Genomic DNA, 16,866 nt, shown 5'->3' with positions numbered 1-16,866 from the left:
GTCCCTCAGCCGACCCAGAGCAGGCTCAGGTACCACTCGCCGATGCGCGCACCGGCGACGGCGCCGATCACCGCGCCCACGATCATCCATGGGCCGAACGGCACGGCACTGCGGCGCGTGGCGCGGCCCGTCAGCATCAGCGCGATGCCGTAGACACCGCCGACCACGAATGCCGCGAACGCGCCGACGATCAACGCTGCCCAGCCGAACCAGCCGAGCACGAGCCCCACCAGGCCGGCCAGCCGCACGTCACCCCCGCCCATTCCACCCGGCTTTGCGATCCACAGCAGCGCGTAGAACAGGTACAGCAGCAGCATGCCGAGCAGTGCTCGCACGAACGCCCACCAGTCCGCGCCCAGCGCGCACGACAGGGCGAGCAGCGCCGTGATGGCGACCAGAGCGGTGCGGACGATCCCCGCGGGCAGCCGGCGGGTCTCGATGTCGATGATGGTGAGCACGAATCCGGTCGCGACGAACCAGAGCCCCGCCAGCAGCGCGACCCCCAACGCTGCTGGCGGAGCGGTCCAGGGGTCGGCGTCGGCGAGCGACTGCCACGCGTCGGCGAACGATGCCGGCATGGTGATCGCGGGCGCCGCCGGTGCGGGGTGCGCTGACGTGATCGCCCACCCGACCACGACAGCGAAGAGGGCTCCCGCCCCGATCTCGATGAGCGGATAGCGCACCGAGATGCCTGCGTGGCAGCGCGCGCATCGGCCGCGCAGCGCAAGCCACGAGAGCACCGGGACGTTCTGCCACGGCCGCACCGGCGCATCGCACGACGGACACTGGCTCGGTCGCATCAGCGAGATGCCGGCAGGGACGCGATAGGCGACGACGTTCAGGAACGAGCCGATGACGAGGCCGAAGACGCCGCTGGCGATCAGGATGGCGGTGTGCGGGACCGAGAGCTCTGTCACGAGAGATCTCGATTCGACACGACGGTGAGGCCGTGCACGGTCGGCGAGCCGTTGCCGGGGGTGCTCGGGCCGCCGCCTGCGGGCAGCGTCTCGCCGGGGAAGCCGATCGGCTTATACCAGAAGTTGGGTTTTCCGGCCATCGTGCCTGCGTGGATTGAGCCCTGCCAGTCTTCACCCGAGTTCGCGAAGCTCACCGTGCACTGGCTGAAGATCATGCCCGAGATCTTCGAAGTGCCCACCGGCAGCATCTGCACGCCCTGCACGTTGATCGCGGGCACCGCAGCGCAGTTGCGCCCCGCTTGTTCCGGGGAGATGAACCAGACCTTGTGCTCGTTTCCGTCGGCGGAGCTGAACTTCTGACCGACCAGGTTGAACGACGGTGCGACGAAGACGACATCGGTCTTCAGCTTCAGTGCCGACCATTCGATGGGCAACGGCAGTCTGCTGCACGTCGTGACGATCATGGTCGGCACGGTGAAGCCCTCGATGATGCTCTGCATGGGGTGATTCCACGCACTCGAGCACGCACCGGTCCAGTTGACCTTGGCGAACGTGCCGCTCGTGACAAGCGCATCCAGATCGGTCTGCGTGATGCCGCGCCAGGTCGGTGCCGTGGGCAGCGTCGGCGGATTGACCACCGCCTTCGTCACCGAGTTCACGGCCCAGGCGCTCTCCGATGAGTGGGCGCGCGTGAAGGTGCCTCCGTACGTGATGCGGTCGCGGGCCACGGGTGCCCCACCCGCGAGGTTCAGATCTGCGCCGGCGTGGATGCTGGTCACGAACTTGCCCGACAGGCCGGAGCCGGTGACGTTCTTCTTGGCGTAGATGCTGCCGTCGATCGTGTTTCCGCCGGTGATCGTGACGCTGCCGTTCAGCGAGACCAGGTCGCCGCGGATCGTCGTGCCGCTTCCGATCGTGATGTTGCCTTCGGCGTAGACATCGCCCTTGACCTCGCAGCCACCGGCGCCGAACACCGTTCCGGCGGGAAGGTAGACCGATCCGGCGATCGCACCGCCGCTGTTGCAGGTGAAGTCGCCGGAGACCCCGACCTCGGGGATCACCCACACGGTCGCCGGTACGGCGGGATTGACGGACTTGATGGTCAGTGCGGCGAGGTTCAGCGGCGAGCGGGTCACAAGCGCCGGCTCGGCGAGTGACGGCGCCGGTGTGACCTGATAGCTGAAGACCGTCTCGCGCTTGGCCGTCGCACCCGACACAGTGGACGTCACCGTGAGCGTGGCGGCACCCCCACCGCAGGCGAGGGTGAAGTCGTAGCGCGGCCCGCTGGCGTCGTTCACGAGCACGTCGGTCTCGGTCTTGGCCGCGCAGGCCAGGTCGCCGGATTCGAGCCGCGCGGTCTGCGCTGCGATGCCCGCGTCGACTGCGGCTTGCGCCTGAGCGCGATCGCGGGAACCGGCGAGTGATCCTGTCGTGTTGACGATAATGCCGGCGAGCGCTGTGCTGCCCACCGCGAGTACCAGCATCACGATCAGCACGACGATCAGCGTCGAGCCGGACTCATCGTTCACAGCGCGGCCATCTGTGGCCTTGATCCGCTTCACCAGCATGCTGGCCCTCCTGCCATGACGATCTGCGCGACCGCGCCGTTCGAGACGGCTATCTTGGTCTGGCCTTGGCTCTGCTCGAGACCGAGCGAGAGTCGCTTGCCCGACTGGGTGAAGGCGGCGCCGCTCGTGAGCGTTCCGCTGAGCTCCGAGCCGAGCGACTTCCACGTCGTGCTGGCGACAGGTCTTGCGCTCGGGCCGGCGCTGAATCGCAGCTCGTTCGACAAGAGCTGCCAGGCACGGCACTCCCACGTGGATCCGTCGGACTTGAGGAAGCGCGCGTCGAGGCGTGTCCCGGCGGCACTCACTCTGATGTCGGATGAGTTGCGCACCGTCTCGGTGATGAGCGCGGTGGCGGCGTTCAGCTGAGCCGTCGCAGCGTCCCGCTCAGTGGCACGCTGCTGTGCGCTCAGACCGCTGCCGAAGATGAGTGCGATCAGGGTGAGGAACACACCCGACACGAGCACGGCGATGATGAGCTCGACAAGGGTCATTCCGTCGTCCCGACGCTGAGCCGTGGTCATCATGCTGCTCCCACCCGCACCCGGGTGGCTACGGTCACCAGATCGGAGCCGCCACGTGCGACGATCACCCGAAGCGGGACCGAAGCGGGGAATGTCGAGGGGCACGCGTCTACCGTGACTCGCGCAGCGAAACCGCTGGCCGGATCGACGACTGCTGGCCGGGTCTGCAGGGTGCGTAGAGCAGCGCAGCTGGTCACGGTGTAGCCGGGGGTGGACGGATAGTCTGCCTGGATCTTCGAGAGTTCTTCTCTGGCGAAAGCTGTCGCGGAAAGCGTCGTGCGGTTCTCGGCGCTGCGCTGACTGATGCCGGTCATCAGCGGGAGAATGGCGAGGGCGAGCACGGCGAACAGGAACATCGCGATGACGACCTCGACGAGGCTGAAGCCATCGTCGTCTCGGGTCGTGTCGCGCCGGTTCATGGCGTGCTCCTCGGGTATGTGAGCGGTGCTTCTGGAGTATCGGCTGCTAGTCGCAACCCGGTCCTGCGATCGCAGACTCGCCGTTGTCAAGCCGGGTGGCGCGGACGCACACCTGGTCGACCTGCGTGGGAGCCGCGCCGTTCCAAGCCAGTCCGTAGCCGGTGTCGGGAAGAAGCCGCGGAGTCTGATCCTGTGAAAGATCCGCCACCGCGCCGGTGGCGGCCTCTGCGGCGATCGCCTGAAGTGCATTGTGTCGGGCTGTGTCCTGGATCCCTGCGAGGATCGGGATGGCAATGCCGACGAGGATGCCGAGGATCGCCACCACGACGATGAGCTCGACGAGCGAGAAGCCCTCGTCAACGTCCCTGCGCTCGGTCACGCGCTGCCGCCTGTCGATTCGATCGGTCCGGGGACTGGTCGAGGCCGGCCCGTCGGGTCGGACCGGCCTCGGGAGCAGGTGGGCGTTAAGGGGTGGTCGCGCAGGCCGGGCCCGAGCTGGCCTTCTTCGTGGTGTCCTTGACCGAGGTCGCAGTGACGCAGACCGAGTCCACCTTGCCAGCAGTACCCACCACAGCGAACGTGAAGTCGGTGTTGTTCTTGACGGACGGTGCCGTGTTCTGCGCGACCTGTGCGGTGGCCTGCGAGGCGCCGTTCGCTGCGGCGGCCTGCGTCGCGTTGGTCAGCGCCGTGTCCTGGATGCCGTTGAAGATCGGGATGGCCACGGCTGCCAGGATGCCGAGGATGACGACTACGACGATGAGCTCGACGAGCGAGAAGCCGGCCTCGTCGTCGCCCTCTTCGCGGCGGCGCTTGACGGCGGCCTGGTAGTTGCGGATGGTTGCACGCATGTTGGTTCCTCCCATAGGTACGGTGCGTAGACGGAGGCAGGCACGCGCGCAGATCAGGTGACACCACAGGGTGTCTGCGCCCGCGGGGGTGAGCCCGCTTCCAGGTGATGGGAGTGACGCCGGGTTGCGTTTCATCCCTGAGTCCATCGTGGGAGAGGCGGTATATCGGGGTCAAGCGAAAGAGGCTCAGGGTTCGGTCAGGCTCTGCCCAGCCCTTTCCTGAGCCATTTATGCGCGTCTGACCTGGTCAAACTCCCGAGGTGGAAGAACCCCGATCAGTAGGCTGGCCCCGACCCGAGCATCCGCCCGCACCGGCGCGCCACCAGACCGATCGCAAGGAGACGATGTGGCCGAGCATGTGATCCTCTTCGCGGGCCCGATGGGCGCCGGAAAGACCACCGCGATCCGCAGTCTGAGCGAGATCGAGGTCGTGTCGACCGAGGCGTTGAACACCGAACGGCACGTCGTCGACAAGGCGACCACGACCGTCGGCCTCGACTACGGCGAGCTCACCCTCGGCGCGGATGAGAAGGTGCGCCTGTACGGTGCGCCCGGCCAGCGCAGGTTCGCCTTCATGTGGGACGTGCTCGCCCAGCGCGCACGGGGGCTGATGCTGCTGGTCAACAACGACGCACCCGACCCGCTCGAGAGCACTCGGCGCTTCCTCGCGCAGTTCCCCGCGCTGGTCGAGAAGGGTGCCGTGGTCGTCGGGGTATCGCGCACCGACCTCGCCCGCACCCCGCTCGTGCACGAGTACGCGCGGGCGATCGCCGGATGGCATCCCGGTCGCACCATTCCCGTCTTCACCGCCGACCCGCGCAGCGCCTCGCACATGCGTACCCTGCTGATGGCGCTGGTCGCGAACGTCGAGGCCGCAGAGCTCCTCTCCGAGCAGCAGCCGGAGGTGGCGTGATGGATGCCGTAGCCCACCGCGATCCACGGCTCATGGCACACGCCGACGGCGCTCTGCGGCGCCTGCAGGCGAGCAGCGGATCGCTGCGCTACGCCGCCGTGCTCACCGACGACGGGTTCGCGGTGAGCACGCTGCGCGCCGGGGCGGATGCCGACAGCGGCCGCTTCGCGAGCATCGCGAGCACCCTGCAGGCCCTGGGCGAGGCGGCAGGACGGGAGCTTCTGACCGCCGCAGGGTCGACAGCCGTGCTCATCGACACGGACGCCGGGCGCATCGCGCAGCTGCGCGTGCACGGCACCACGCTCGTGCTCGCAGCCCTGTTCGCCCATGACGGCACGGCCGACGGCATCCTGACCCCTCTTCGCGACTGCGCAACGGCCCTCGCCGCGATCGCTCGACGCCGCGACCCCTCCGACGACCCGACAGAGACCAGATCCGACCCGAACCGGAGTGCCCTGTGAACCGACCGCTCAGCCCGGTCCCGCGCGCCCACGCGACCGCCGACGACACCGTGCCGCCGAATCACCCGATCACGCTCGACGATCTGCTCGCCCGCCGGGCGGCGACGCTGCGCGCGACGCCCGAGGCGGCCGGCGAGGCCGGCTGGCAGCCCGAAGACGATGTCGACTGGTCTCGCCTCGCCCTGCGTCTGCGCACGGCGATCGAGCTCGACGAAGAGCTCATGCTCGAGGTCGTCGCTGACGGCGACGAGCCGCTCGTCATCGACGTCGGCGACCGCACGTTCTGGTGGCACCTGCCGTTGAGCGACTTCCCTGCGCGGGTGCGCTCACTGGCCATCACGCCCGTCGACGCGCGCACCTACGACCCGGGCGGGGCCGGGCACGATCTCGAGCCGCTGCTGTGGCAGGTGGCGCATGCCTCGTTCGACGGCGGACGAGCGCGCTGGCTGCGGCCGGGCGATCGCTACAAGCTGCGCCGCTGGCCCAACCTCACCGCCCTGCCGCACGACAGCGAGCAGGTGCGCGCCATGTCGCTGCTCGGTCAAGCGGCGCTCACCGCCGAGGAGTTCTCATCGGTCGCCGGGATCGACGAGGCCGACGCCGTGCGACTGCTGTCGGCGCTGAGTCTGATGGGCCTGCTGCGGGTGCAGTCGGCGGATGCCCGCGCCGCCGCACCCCGCATCATCGTGCAGCCACCCCGAGAGGTGGGGCTGTTCGCCAGGTTACGGGGACTGTTCGGGCGCTGAGATCCGGCGCCTCTGCCGGCTGCGCCGGCATCCCGTCGACGCGTCACGCGCTCCGCTTGCGGACCCGCTCGATGATGCCGGATCCGAACGCCCACGCCGCGTAGCCGAACAGGCCGATCACCGCCACGGCGACGACGATCGCGCGGTGCGGACCGGTGATCGCCATGGCCACCCATCCCAGCCACGGGATCGCGTACCAGACCGTGCCACGCATCTGCACCTCGCGCACGGGGTCGGCGTCCGCCTCGGCGTTGTTGTCGCCCTTCGTGATGAAGCGTCGCTCGCCATCGGCGCCGGCGAGCACCTGTGTGACCCGATGGGTGATCAGGGTGGGCTCTCCGCTGCGCAGCTGGTAGGTCAGCACCATCCCCGGCTCGACATCAGCCGGATCCGTCGGCCGCACGACGACCATCGTCCCCGGCGGCAGGTGCGGCTCCATCGACGAGGTCAGCACGGTCAGCGCGGTCGATCCGGTGAGCGCCGGCACGGCGATGGCGAGGGCACCGGTCGCGAGGATGGCCGCGAGCAGAGCGACGGCGACGGCGTTCAGCACAGCTCGCAGCAGACCTCCGCGCTGGGGCGTGCTCGGCTCGTCGGCGGATGAGTCATCGCTCACCCCGTCGGGTGCCTCAACTGAGATGACGGTGAGTTCAGACATCGGCCGGATCTCCTTCTGATCGACGACGACGCGCCCAGAGGAACGCGAGCAGCCCTGCGACCGTCGCGGTTACGCCGACGACTGCCGTCGTGAGAGGAACTGTGCCGCCGGTGACGGCCAGCGCTCCGGGCGATGACGTGGACGACGGCTGCGGCGTCGCGCCGCCTGGTTCGACCTGCGCCGTGCAGGCTGCGCCTGTCGGCTGCACGGTCGCTGCGGCAGTGTCCGCCAGCACCGCCCGCATCCGGAAGCGCAGGTCACCGAGCGCACCCTGAGTTCCGATGAGGTCGGAGCTCAGGGCGGCGGTGACGTGCACGCGAGCCGACTGACCCGGCGCCAGAACGTGGTCGCCGCTCAGCACCGTGCACGCGCCGTTGGCCATCGCGGTCGACATGGTGACCGGACGCGAGGCGGCGCCCGCGGGGGCTGCAGATAGCTCGAGGTGCGCGGCGAACAGGGAGTCGACGCTCGACGGGTCGATGAGGTCGAGACGCAGAAGCCCGGTGTGCTCGGAATCGTTCCTGATCCAGAACGACGCGCTCTCCCGGTCGCCGGGCACGAGCCGAAGGTCGTCGGGGAATACCGGCAGCAGGTCGGCGGTGGTGTAGTGCGTGCCGTCCGTGGAGAAGACGAGGTCGGGCTCGGCGGCGGTGGCCGCCGTTGGAGTGGCCAGGACGGCGGCTGTAAGGAAGGCGGCCGGAATGGCACGAAGTGTCATGTTCCGAAACATGTCAGTCGATACCTCCGGACGACGCGACGCCGTTCCCCGAGGTGCGGCTGAGCAGGATGTTTCCGTAGGCGACGTCTTCGGAGCCTGCGAAGACGATGCGGAACTCCGTGGTGCCGTTGTTCGAGATGTGGTCGCGGTTGAAAGAGACCGAGTCCGGACTCGCCTTCGCCTCTATGGACACTACGTCCTTCCAGCCGGTGCTCGTCTTCTTCTGCAACTGCATGCCTGTGGTTGTGATCCGCGAATTGAAGTCGAGAGTCACGGTGGTGACGGTGAAAGGCCACCAGCCACTCGTCGCAGTGGACATCGTCAGCGGCTCGCGCTGCAACGTCAACTGGGCAGCAGGCTGATCGCACTCGACGACCTTCGTTGCGGTATTCCCCGACGTCGTGTTCATCCCCAGGCACATGCCGTCGACGGCAGACACGAGCTGATAGAACGAGCCGGCGTTCTGCACGTACCACCGCTGCGCGTCGCTCGATGCGCTGGCGGCGATCTGCTGCACACCGGCGACCGTCTGCGTGAGGCGCGTGCTGGGCGCGTGTCGCGGCCGAACCGTGACGAAGCTCTGGTCTCCACTGCTCACAGGAACGAACTGCCAGCGCTGGTTGGACTCCGCGTGGCAAGCCCAGGAGATCACGTTCGTATTCGCTCCCCCGGATCCGGACGCGTCCAGGCAGACGCCGTTGGCAGCCCTGCTGCGGATCGTGTGCCACGACGACAGAGCCGGGTCGAAGAAGTTGCCCGTGAGCGGGTACATCCCGGCAGTGTGCTGCTCGTGGGTGGCGACGGGCGCCGTCGCGACCCACCCCTGCGCGTTCAGGCTGACGTTGAGCTGCGGGTTGAAAGTGCGACCGCCCGCCGGGTCGGTGATGGTCTTCCAGTCCGGAACGGTCGTCCGAACGCAGACGGTAGCGGTTGCTCCGGCGTTGAGCGTCAGCGTGGGCTTCACGGACGCCCAGGTGCCGGTGGTGACTCCTGAAGTGGGCAGCGCAGTGGCATCCGTGCATCCGCCCGATGCGGGCCGCCAGACCGAGACAGCGAAATTCGCCGCATACTGCTCCGACGATGTGATCGACACGGTTGCCGTGCCGCTGATCGCGCTGCCGTTCGTGACCGTGAACGACCTGGTGCTGACCCCGGCACTGCTCGGCAGGTGTTTCGTCGTCGCGGGTGCCGAGAATCCGGCGTGCGAGACGGCGACGACGTCGGTCGAGACGCTGCCGGCGGCGCTGGTCTGCGCAGTCCAGTACGACCATGCAGAGCCGCTGCCGATGAGTACGAGAAAAGCTGCGAGTCCGGCGACGACTGGGAGGCGATGGCGTGCGAACACGGGAGTCACGCCCCCTTCTGAACGGCGTCGATGGTGAGGGTGAAGCTGTGGGCGGAGCCGCTGCCGTTCGCCGGAAGCGGGTTCGGCAGGCTGACAACGAGGCAGAAAATCTTCGTCTCGCCCGGCGCGAGCGAGCCCAGCGCCGGCTTTGCGTAGCCGTTGAGCGCGGAGGTTCCCGCGAGGGCTGTCGTGCATGCCGCCTCGTTCGCGACCTGCGTCAGAGACCCGCGGGCAGATGCCGCATAGGCTGGCCCCCCAGGCGTGGCGATCCGCGCGGCGAGGTCGGCGGGTGCGGCGCCGGTGTTCGTGACGGAGAACGCCCAGGTGGCGGGTGACGCCGGACTCAGATTCTTCGTCGGCAGCGCGGCCGAAGCCCCGTCGCCGATCCGGATGCCGAACCCCGCTGACTGCACCGTGCCCTGGGCGACGGGTGCGGACGCGTTCAGGAAGGCGAAGGTGACGCCGGCGCCGGATACTCCGAGCGCCACCGCCGCCGCGCTCGCGAGGAGCGAGACGAGAATGGTGCGCCACTTCGACGAGCTGCGCTTAGAAGCCTCACTCGGCTGCCGTGAGCTGAATCGGCCCATGTCTGCCCTCCCCAGTCGTGTGCGTGTGCGATTCGTGGCTGTGTGGCGCTGCGGCAGTCCCCGGCCGCAGCGCCACCACAGAATCACAGCGAGGCGTCGACCTGCTGGATGTTCAGCGCGAAGTCCTTCAGGCTGACCGCTCCGAGCTGAGCGGGGTTGTCCGACGCCGGCGAGTCGCTGTCGCCGAACGGCCACGCGATCTTCGCGGTGACGGTCACTGCGTGAGTCTTCACACCGTTCAGATCCGCGGTGGGCTCGTTGATCGTGACGACCGTGCCAGCGTTGGTCGCGGCACCGCCGTTCACCGTGAACGTGGCACTGTTCGCGAGACGCGTGACCAGCGCCGCGTTCGCTGCCGCGTTCCCGGTGGTCGCGGCAGCGATCGAACCCTTGGCGAGGTTCACGCTGAACGCGAGGTTCTGTCCCTGGGCGGTGATGTTGAACTTGCCCGTGTACTCGAGCGTGTCGCCGGGAACGAGCTTGACGGCCGCGATGTCGGTGACGGTGGTCGGCTGGCCCGTGGTGTGCGTGATCTTCCAGACCGGCGCGGCGGCATCCTGCTCGACCTTCAGCTGACCTGCCGAAATCGTCTGACCGCCGAGGTCGGCGGAGCTGTTCCAGTATGCGAGCGATCCGCCGGTGCCGAGCAGCAGCAGCACGGCGGCGCTGGCGGCGATGGTTCCCTTGGTGGTCTTGTTCATGACGATTACTCCCCTTGTGCGATTGCGCCCCCAACGGCGCACTTCCCGGAGGAGCCGGCCCCGGCGATGCGGGCGACTGCGGCTCTCGGAACCCCGGTGAAGCTGAATCAATCGTCACATGAGGTTGTCCCCCAAATGGGGGACACGAGACAACCCTGAGGTTCTCTTGTCCCCCAAACGGGGGACAAGGGATTCCGCTAAGGCGATCTTGAGCTTCGGGCGAGAATGGTCCGGCATCCGGACGCGAAAAGGGTGCCGCGCCCGAAGGCGCGGCACCCCTCGAAGAAGCCGGACGAACGAGGACGATCACTCGTCGCCGACGGCTCCGTCGGCCTTGTCGCGGATGTCGTCGATCTGATCCGCGGCTCCGGGAGCCACCTTCTTCGCGAAGTCAGCGATCTCGTCGAGAACCCGGTCGCTGATGTCCTCCGCCTGCTCGCTGCGGACCGCCTCGGCGATCCTGTCCTTGTTCTGCTCGAATGCGTCCTTGCCCTTGTTCACCAGGTCATCGATGCCCATGGTTCTCCTCCCCTGTGCGGTGTCGGCGCAGCATCCTGCACCCAGTCACTTTTCTACGCGATCGAGCGCGTCGTGTCGACAGTCGCAGCGCACAGAAAGAGGGGCCGGACCCGAAGGCCCGACCCCTCTTTCGAGAAGCAGATGCTTACGCGATGACCTTGGTCACCGTGCCGGCGCCGACGGTGCGGCCACCCTCACGGATCGCGAAGCCGAGGCCCTCTTCCATGGCGATGGGCTGGATGAGGTCCACCTTCATGTCGGTGGTGTCACCGGGCATGACCATCTCGGTGCCCTCGGGCAGCGTGATGACGCCGGTCACGTCGGTGGTGCGGAAGTAGAACTGCGGACGGTAGTTCGTGTAGAAGGGGTTGTGGCGGCCACCCTCGTCCTTCGACAGGATGTATGCGGTGCCCTCGAACTCCGTGTGCGGGGTGATCGAGCCCGGCTTCACGACGACCTGGCCGCGCTCGACGTCCTCACGCTTGGTGCCGCGGAGCAGCAGACCACAGTTCTCGCCGGCCCATGCCTCGTCGAGCTGCTTGTGGAACATCTCGATACCGGTGACCGTGGTCTTCTGGGTCGGGCGGATGCCGACGATCTCGACCTCGGAGTTGATGGCCAGGGTGCCACGCTCGGCGCGGCCCGTGACGACCGTGCCACGACCGGTGATCGTGAAGACGTCCTCGATCGGCATGAGGAACGGCTTGTCGCGGTCACGCTCGGGGTCGGGGATGCTGTCGTCAGCAGCCTGCATGAGCTCGAGGATCGAGTCGACCCACTTCTCTTCGCCGTTGAGGGCGCCGAGAGCCGAGACCTTGATGACCGGTGCGTCGTCGCCGGGGAAGCCCTGAGCCGAGAGCAGCTCGCGGACCTCGAGCTCGACGAGCTCCAGGATCTCCTCGTCGTCGACCATGTCGGACTTGTTCAGCGCGACCATCAGGTACGGCACGCCGACCTGCTTGGCGAGCAGCACGTGCTCGCGGGTCTGAGCCATCGGGCCGTCGGTGGCGGCGACCACGAGGATCGCGCCGTCCATCTGAGCAGCACCGGTGATCATGTTCTTGACGTAGTCGGCGTGGCCGGGGGCGTCGACGTGCGCGTAGTGGCGCTTCGGGGTCTCGTACTCGATGTGCGAGATGTTGATGGTGATGCCGCGCTGACGCTCCTCGGGAGCCGAGTCGATCGAGGCGAAGTCACGCTGGACGTTGGTGTCCGACGGGTACTTGTCGGCGAGCACCTTCGAGATCGCGGCAGACAGGGTGGTCTTGCCGTGGTCGACGTGACCGATCGTTCCGATGTTGACGTGCGGCTTGGTCCGCTCGAACTTGGCCTTGGCCACTGGGTCCTCCTCAGGACGTTCGTGTAGAGATCGCCGGGCACTGGATTGTGACCGGCTCCCTACGGATTTCGGTTTCTCAGTTTAGTGGAGAGTGAATGTGAAGTTGTGGGGTACCGGATGCCCGGGCAGCGCCCGAGCATCCGGTGAAGGGCTTACTCGCCCTTGGCCTTCTGGACGATCTCGTCGGCGACGGCGCGCGGAACCTCAGAGTAGCTGTCGAACTCCATCGAGTACACAGCGCGGCCCGAGGTCTTCGAGCGCAGGTCGCCGATGTAGCCGAACATCTCGGACAGCGGCACCGAAGCGCGCACCACCTTGACGCCCTGCGCGTCCTCCATCGACTGGATCTGTCCGCGACGCGAGTTCAGGTCGCCGATGACGTCGCCCATGTACTCCTCGGGAGTACGAACCTCGACGGCCATCAGCGGCTCGAGCAGCACGGGGTTGGCGCGACGCGCGGCCTCCTTGAAGCCCATGGAGCCCGCGATCTTGAACGCCATCTCCGAGGAGTCGACGTCGTGCGAGGCGCCGTCCACGAGGGTGGCCTTCACGCCCACCATCGGGTAGCCGGCGAGCACGCCGACGTTCATCGCGTCCTGGAAGCCGGCGTCGACCGAGGGGATGTACTCGCGCGGGATGCGTCCACCGGTGACGGCGTTGACGAACTCGTACGTCTTGTCGCCCTCGACCTCGAGCGGCTCGATGTTGAACTGGATCTTCGCGAACTGACCCGAACCACCGGTCTGCTTCTTGTGCGTGTAGTCGTGCTTCTCGACGGCCTTGCGGATCGTCTCGCGGTACGCCACCTGCGGCTTGCCGACGTTCGCCTCGACCTTGAACTCGCGCTTCATGCGGTCCACGAGGATGTCGAGGTGCAGCTCGCCCATGCCCTTGATGGTCGTCTGACCGGTCTCGGGGTTGAGCTCGGTGCGGAAGGTCGGGTCCTCTTCGGCGAGCTTCTGGATCGCGAGACCCAGCTTCTCCTGGTCGGCCTTGGTCTTCGGCTCGATGGCGACCTCGATCACCGGCTCCGGGAACGTCATCGACTCGAGCACGACGGGGGCGGCCGGGTCGGCGAGGGTGTCACCGGTGGTGGTGTCCTTCAGGCCGATGACGGCGTAGATGTTGCCCGCGGTGAGCTGGTCGACCGGGTTCTCCTTGTTGGCGTGCATCTGGAAGATCTTTCCGATGCGCTCCTTCTTGCCCTTGGTCGAGTTGACCACGGCGGAGCCCGAGTCGAGGTGGCCCGAGTACACGCGGACGTAGGTCAGACGACCGAAGAACGGGTGCACGGCGACCTTGAACGCGAGAGCCGAGAACGGGTCGTTGGCGTCGGGGTGACGCTCGATGACCTTCTCCTCGTCCTTCGGGTCGTGCGCCTCGATGGCGCCGACGTCGAGGGGGTTGGGGAGGAAGTCGATGACCGCGTCGAGCATCGGCTGCACGCCGCGGTTCTTGAACGCCGAACCGCAGAGCACGGGGTAGATCTCGTTCGCGACGACCATCTTGCGGATGGCGCCCTTGATCTCGGCGACCGTGAGCTCCTCGCCGCCGAAGAACTTCTCGAGCAGCGCGTCGTCGCTCTCGGCGACGGTCTCGAGCAGCTGCTGGCGGTACTCCTCGGCCTTCTCCTGAAGGTCGGCCGGGATCTCCTGCACCTCGTAGGACGCGCCCATGGTGACGTCACCCTTCGAGTCGCCGGGCCACACGAGGGCGCGCATCTCGATGAGGTCGACGACGCCGACGAAGTCGCTCTCGGCGCCGATCGGAAGCTGCAGCACGAGCGGCTTGGCACCCAGGCGGTTCACGATCGTGTCGACGGTGTAGTAGAAGTCGGCGCCCAGCTTGTCCATCTTGTTGACGAAGCAGATGCGGGGCACGCCGTACTTGTCGGCCTGACGCCAGACGGTCTCGGACTGGGGCTCGACGCCCTCCTTGCCGTCGAAGACGGCGACCGCGCCGTCGAGCACGCGCAGCGAGCGCTCGACCTCGACGGTGAAGTCCACGTGACCGGGGGTGTCGATGATGTTGATCTGGTTCTTGTTCCAGAAGCAGGTCACGGCGGCCGACGTGATCGTGATGCCGCGCTCCTTCTCCTGCTCCATCCAGTCCGTCGTCGACGCGCCGTCGTGGGTCTCGCCGAGCTTGTGGTTGACACCCGTGTAGAACAGGATGCGCTCGGTGGTGGTGGTCTTGCCGGCATCGATGTGCGCCATGATGCCGATGTTGCGGACCTTGCTCAGGTCGGTGAGCACTTCTTGTGCCACGGGGGTTCCTCCGGGATGGTTCAGGAACGAACAGAGAGTGGGAGCGGATGCCGATCGCTCGGCATCCGCTCAGCCCTTTACCAGCGGTAGTGGGCGAAGGCGCGGTTCGACTCGGCCATCTTGTGGGTGTCCTCGCGGCGCTTGACCGCGGCACCCAGGCCGTTCGATGCGTCGAGGATCTCGTTCTGCAGACGCTCGGTCATCGTCTTCTCACGACGGCCCTTCGCGTAGCTGACCAGCCAGCGCAGCGCGAGGGTGTTCGCGCGGTGCGGCTTGACCTCGACGGGAACCTGGTAGGTCGAGCCGCCGACGCGGCGGCTGCGGACCTCGAGGGTCGGGCGCACGTTGTCGAGCGCCTTCTTGAGCGTGGCGACGGCGTCCTGGCCGTTCTTCGCCTCGACACCACGGAGGGCGCCGTAGACGATGGACTCGGCGAGCGACTTCTTGCCGTCGACGAGGATCTTGTTCACCAGCGAGGTGACGATCGGGGCGCCGTAGACCGGGTCGTTGACGACGGGGCGCTTGGGTGCGGGTCCCTTACGAGGCATCTGACTCAGCCCTTCTTCGCGCCGTAGCGGGAACGAGCCTGCTTACGGTTCTTCACTGCCTGGGTGTCGAGCGCACCACGGACGATCTTGTAGCGGACACCGGGGAGGTCCTTCACACGACCGCCGCGGACGAGCACCAGCGAGTGCTCCTGCAGGTTGTGACCCTCACCGGGGATGTACGCGGTCACCTCGGTGCCGTTGCGCAGCTTCACACGAGCGACCTTGCGCATCGCCGAGTTCGGCTTCTTCGGGGTGGTGGTGTACACGCGGGTGCACACGCCGGCCTGCTGCGGGTTCGCCTTCAGGGCGGGCGCCTTGGTCTTCGAGACCTTGGGCGAGCGTCCCTTGCGAACCAACTGCTGAATAGTTGGCACGTTCTCTCCTCATAGTGCTGCACGGTGACAGCGTGATGGGTTTCACATCATGACCCACCGGCTCGACAGAGGAGTCGGGCTTTTGGTGTGATGGGTATGCCGTGGGGGCGAACCGACGGTGCCGGCGCCCTGCGTGCGCGCACAGTCGTGCACACACCCGATCAATTGTAAGGGCGACAGGCCGCGACGGTCAAATGAGCAGGGCGGATGCTGTGCTACGGGGTGTCGGGGTCGAACGGCGAGTCCAGCGCCTCGCTCAGCTCGGCCAGCATCGCCTCGATCTGGGGTTCGACGTACTGCGAGATCGCGGCCTGCACGTGCAGCCGGTGCCGGAGCAGCAGACCGCAGATCTCCCGTCCGACCATGTTCGCGTACTCGTCCGCGAGCGCGACCTCCTGGCGCAGGGCCGCCTTGGCGTCTTCGGTCAGGGGCGGCAGCGGCGGCAGCTCCGCCGCGGCCTCGTCGGCCATGCCCGCCACGGTGAAGAGGAAGGGCGCTCCTGGTACCGGGTCGGGATCGAGCGGCATCCCCTCGTACTCCGGATCCAGCCCCTCGGCCGGCCGATACGCGCGGGAGCGGTTGCGGGCGGCCTGGTGGTCGAGTTCGGACTGCAGCAGCGGCAGGTTGCGCGCCGTGTACTCGGCGACGGCCTGATCGACGATGGCCTTGATGCGCGTGGAGAGCCCGTGCTGCACGCCGTGCGGGACGTTTCCGCCGATGCCGACCGCCGACAGCACCGGCGAGCCGAGGCAGCGCCGACACGGGGCTACCCGCCCGCGGTGCGTGGCCGGCGCCCAGCGCGGCACCCAGCGCAGCCAGGCCTGGACGGCCTGGTCGACCTGGGATTGCAGCGACCTCTCCACGAGTACAGAGTAGGCCGCCACGACGCGAAGCGCTGCTTTCCGCCCGGCGGCGGCGCGTCAATCACTCGGTGTCGTCGCGCTCCCACGGCCAGCGCGGCGTACCAGATCGAGACCGCCGCAGCGCGACGGCGATCCATCCCGCGATGAGCGCCGCGGCGACCAGCACGACGCTGGAGCCCTGGACGACGATCTGGGATGCCGCGGCGACGGCGTGCGCAATGCCCGCTCCCCCGATCTGCGCCGACAGCCACACCGCTGCCAGGTGCGCGAGCGCGGTGCCGACGGCGATCAGCACGACCGCGGCGAACGAGGGGCGATCGCGTCGCAGCACCGGGGTGAGCAGCGCCGCGAACACCGCGATCGCGACGGCCATGCCGATGACTCCTGGCCAGAGCGTGAGCCCCTCGACCGAGATGATGTCGACATCGGCGAAGTACGACAGCATCCCGAGGCCGAGGATGCTGAACGCGCCGAAGCACACCGTGCCGATGACTGCGGCGAGAGACGCAGAGACCCCCTCCGGCGACGGGCCGTGGGGGTCTCTGGTGGTCATG

Annotated in this window: 21 protein-coding genes; 3 read left to right on the top strand and 18 right to left on the bottom strand. The window is 67.7% G+C overall.

Annotation, left to right across the window (positions count from 1 at the left end):
- Positions 1–5: 5 nt before the first annotated feature.
- The 6 genes from V2S04_RS03595 to V2S04_RS03570 form a co-directional block, all read right to left on the bottom strand.
- Positions 6–917, bottom strand: coding sequence for a prepilin peptidase (locus V2S04_RS03595; RefSeq protein ID WP_413637126.1), 912 nt, complete (start codon positions 915–917; stop codon positions 6–8).
- On the bottom strand, positions 914–2,485 hold the full coding sequence (locus V2S04_RS03590) for a hypothetical protein (protein WP_413637125.1): 1,572 nt from the start codon (positions 2,483–2,485) through the stop codon (positions 914–916). The genes V2S04_RS03595 and V2S04_RS03590 overlap by 4 nt, the downstream gene beginning before the upstream one ends.
- A complete protein-coding gene (locus V2S04_RS03585) occupies positions 2,476–3,009 on the bottom strand; it encodes a type II secretion system protein J (RefSeq protein WP_413637124.1) in 534 nt (177 codons plus the stop codon). The genes V2S04_RS03590 and V2S04_RS03585 overlap by 10 nt, the downstream gene beginning before the upstream one ends.
- On the bottom strand, positions 3,006–3,425 hold the full coding sequence (locus V2S04_RS03580; protein WP_413637123.1) for a type IV pilus modification PilV family protein: 420 nt from the start codon (positions 3,423–3,425) through the stop codon (positions 3,006–3,008). Before V2S04_RS03580 ends, V2S04_RS03585 begins: the two co-directional genes overlap by 4 nt.
- A 46-nt stretch (positions 3,426–3,471) precedes the next feature.
- A complete protein-coding gene (locus V2S04_RS03575; protein WP_413637122.1) occupies positions 3,472–3,804 on the bottom strand; it encodes a Tfp pilus assembly protein FimT/FimU in 333 nt (110 codons plus the stop codon).
- Positions 3,805–3,889: 85 nt separating this feature from the next.
- Entirely contained in the window at positions 3,890–4,273 is a 384-nt protein-coding gene (locus V2S04_RS03570) for a prepilin-type N-terminal cleavage/methylation domain-containing protein (RefSeq protein ID WP_413637121.1), read from the bottom strand.
- A gap of 346 nt (positions 4,274–4,619) precedes the next feature.
- On the opposite strand from V2S04_RS03570, the gene V2S04_RS03565 reads away from it, so the two are divergent.
- The 3 genes from V2S04_RS03565 to V2S04_RS03555 are packed head-to-tail and all read left to right on the top strand — an operon-like array spanning position 4,620 to position 6,393.
- A complete protein-coding gene (locus V2S04_RS03565; protein ID WP_413637120.1) occupies positions 4,620–5,186 on the top strand; it encodes a GTP-binding protein in 567 nt (188 codons plus the stop codon).
- Positions 5,187–5,218: 32 nt separating this feature from the next.
- A complete protein-coding gene (locus V2S04_RS03560) occupies positions 5,219–5,647 on the top strand; it encodes a roadblock/LC7 domain-containing protein (RefSeq protein WP_413637119.1) in 429 nt (142 codons plus the stop codon).
- Positions 5,644–6,393 (top strand): hypothetical protein, encoded by a 750-nt coding sequence (locus tag V2S04_RS03555; protein ID WP_413637118.1) that lies wholly within the window; start codon positions 5,644–5,646, stop codon positions 6,391–6,393. The genes V2S04_RS03560 and V2S04_RS03555 overlap by 4 nt, the downstream gene beginning before the upstream one ends.
- 43 nt (positions 6,394–6,436) lie before the next feature.
- On the opposite strand, the gene V2S04_RS03550 is transcribed toward V2S04_RS03555, so the two are convergent.
- The 12 genes from V2S04_RS03550 to V2S04_RS03495 form a co-directional block, all read right to left on the bottom strand.
- The gene (locus tag V2S04_RS03550) at positions 6,437–7,051 is read right to left on the bottom strand and encodes a signal peptidase I (RefSeq protein ID WP_413637117.1); all 615 of its coding nucleotides are present in this window, start codon (positions 7,049–7,051) and stop codon (positions 6,437–6,439) included.
- Entirely contained in the window at positions 7,044–7,769 is a 726-nt protein-coding gene (locus V2S04_RS03545) for a hypothetical protein (RefSeq protein WP_413637116.1), read from the bottom strand. The genes V2S04_RS03550 and V2S04_RS03545 overlap by 8 nt, the downstream gene beginning before the upstream one ends.
- A gap of 13 nt (positions 7,770–7,782) precedes the next feature.
- Positions 7,783–9,123 carry an RICIN domain-containing protein gene (locus tag V2S04_RS03540; protein WP_413637115.1) on the bottom strand — a complete coding sequence of 447 codons (1,341 nt, stop codon included), beginning with the start codon at positions 9,121–9,123 and terminating at the stop codon, positions 7,783–7,785.
- The gene (locus V2S04_RS03535; RefSeq protein ID WP_413637114.1) at positions 9,120–9,701 is read right to left on the bottom strand and encodes a hypothetical protein; all 582 of its coding nucleotides are present in this window, start codon (positions 9,699–9,701) and stop codon (positions 9,120–9,122) included. Before V2S04_RS03535 ends, V2S04_RS03540 begins: the two co-directional genes overlap by 4 nt.
- A gap of 83 nt (positions 9,702–9,784) precedes the next feature.
- Entirely contained in the window at positions 9,785–10,402 is a 618-nt protein-coding gene (locus V2S04_RS03530; RefSeq protein WP_413637113.1) for an alternate-type signal peptide domain-containing protein, read from the bottom strand.
- A 306-nt stretch (positions 10,403–10,708) separates the two neighbouring features.
- Positions 10,709–10,921 (bottom strand): hypothetical protein, encoded by a 213-nt coding sequence (locus V2S04_RS03525; RefSeq protein ID WP_413637112.1) that lies wholly within the window; start codon positions 10,919–10,921, stop codon positions 10,709–10,711.
- Positions 10,922–11,066: 145 nt separating this feature from the next.
- On the bottom strand, positions 11,067–12,260 hold the full coding sequence (tuf, locus tag V2S04_RS03520; protein WP_099194577.1) for an elongation factor Tu: 1,194 nt from the start codon (positions 12,258–12,260) through the stop codon (positions 11,067–11,069).
- 152 nt (positions 12,261–12,412) lie between these two features.
- Positions 12,413–14,527, bottom strand: coding sequence for an elongation factor G (gene fusA / locus V2S04_RS03515; RefSeq protein WP_099194576.1), 2,115 nt, complete (start codon positions 14,525–14,527; stop codon positions 12,413–12,415).
- A gap of 77 nt (positions 14,528–14,604) precedes the next feature.
- Entirely contained in the window at positions 14,605–15,075 is a 471-nt protein-coding gene (gene rpsG, locus V2S04_RS03510) for a 30S ribosomal protein S7 (RefSeq protein ID WP_017201608.1), read from the bottom strand.
- 5 nt (positions 15,076–15,080) lie between these two features.
- Complete coding sequence (rpsL, locus tag V2S04_RS03505; RefSeq protein WP_018171438.1) at positions 15,081–15,449, bottom strand: 30S ribosomal protein S12; 369 nt, start codon at positions 15,447–15,449, stop codon at positions 15,081–15,083.
- Positions 15,450–15,664: 215 nt separating this feature from the next.
- The gene (locus V2S04_RS03500) at positions 15,665–16,312 is read right to left on the bottom strand and encodes a spermidine/putrescine ABC transporter substrate-binding protein (protein ID WP_413637111.1); all 648 of its coding nucleotides are present in this window, start codon (positions 16,310–16,312) and stop codon (positions 15,665–15,667) included.
- Between the two features lie 61 nt (positions 16,313–16,373).
- Entirely contained in the window at positions 16,374–16,865 is a 492-nt protein-coding gene (locus tag V2S04_RS03495) for a hypothetical protein (RefSeq protein ID WP_413637110.1), read from the bottom strand.
- Position 16,866: the final 1 nt, after the last annotated feature.

Source organism: Microbacterium sp. OR21 (genome assembly GCF_047306785.1).
GTDB classification, from domain to species: domain Bacteria; phylum Actinomycetota; class Actinomycetes; order Actinomycetales; family Microbacteriaceae; genus Microbacterium; species Microbacterium esteraromaticum_E.
Note: the sequence above shows the minus strand (reverse complement) of the source record. Positions and strands in the feature narration are given on the sequence as shown.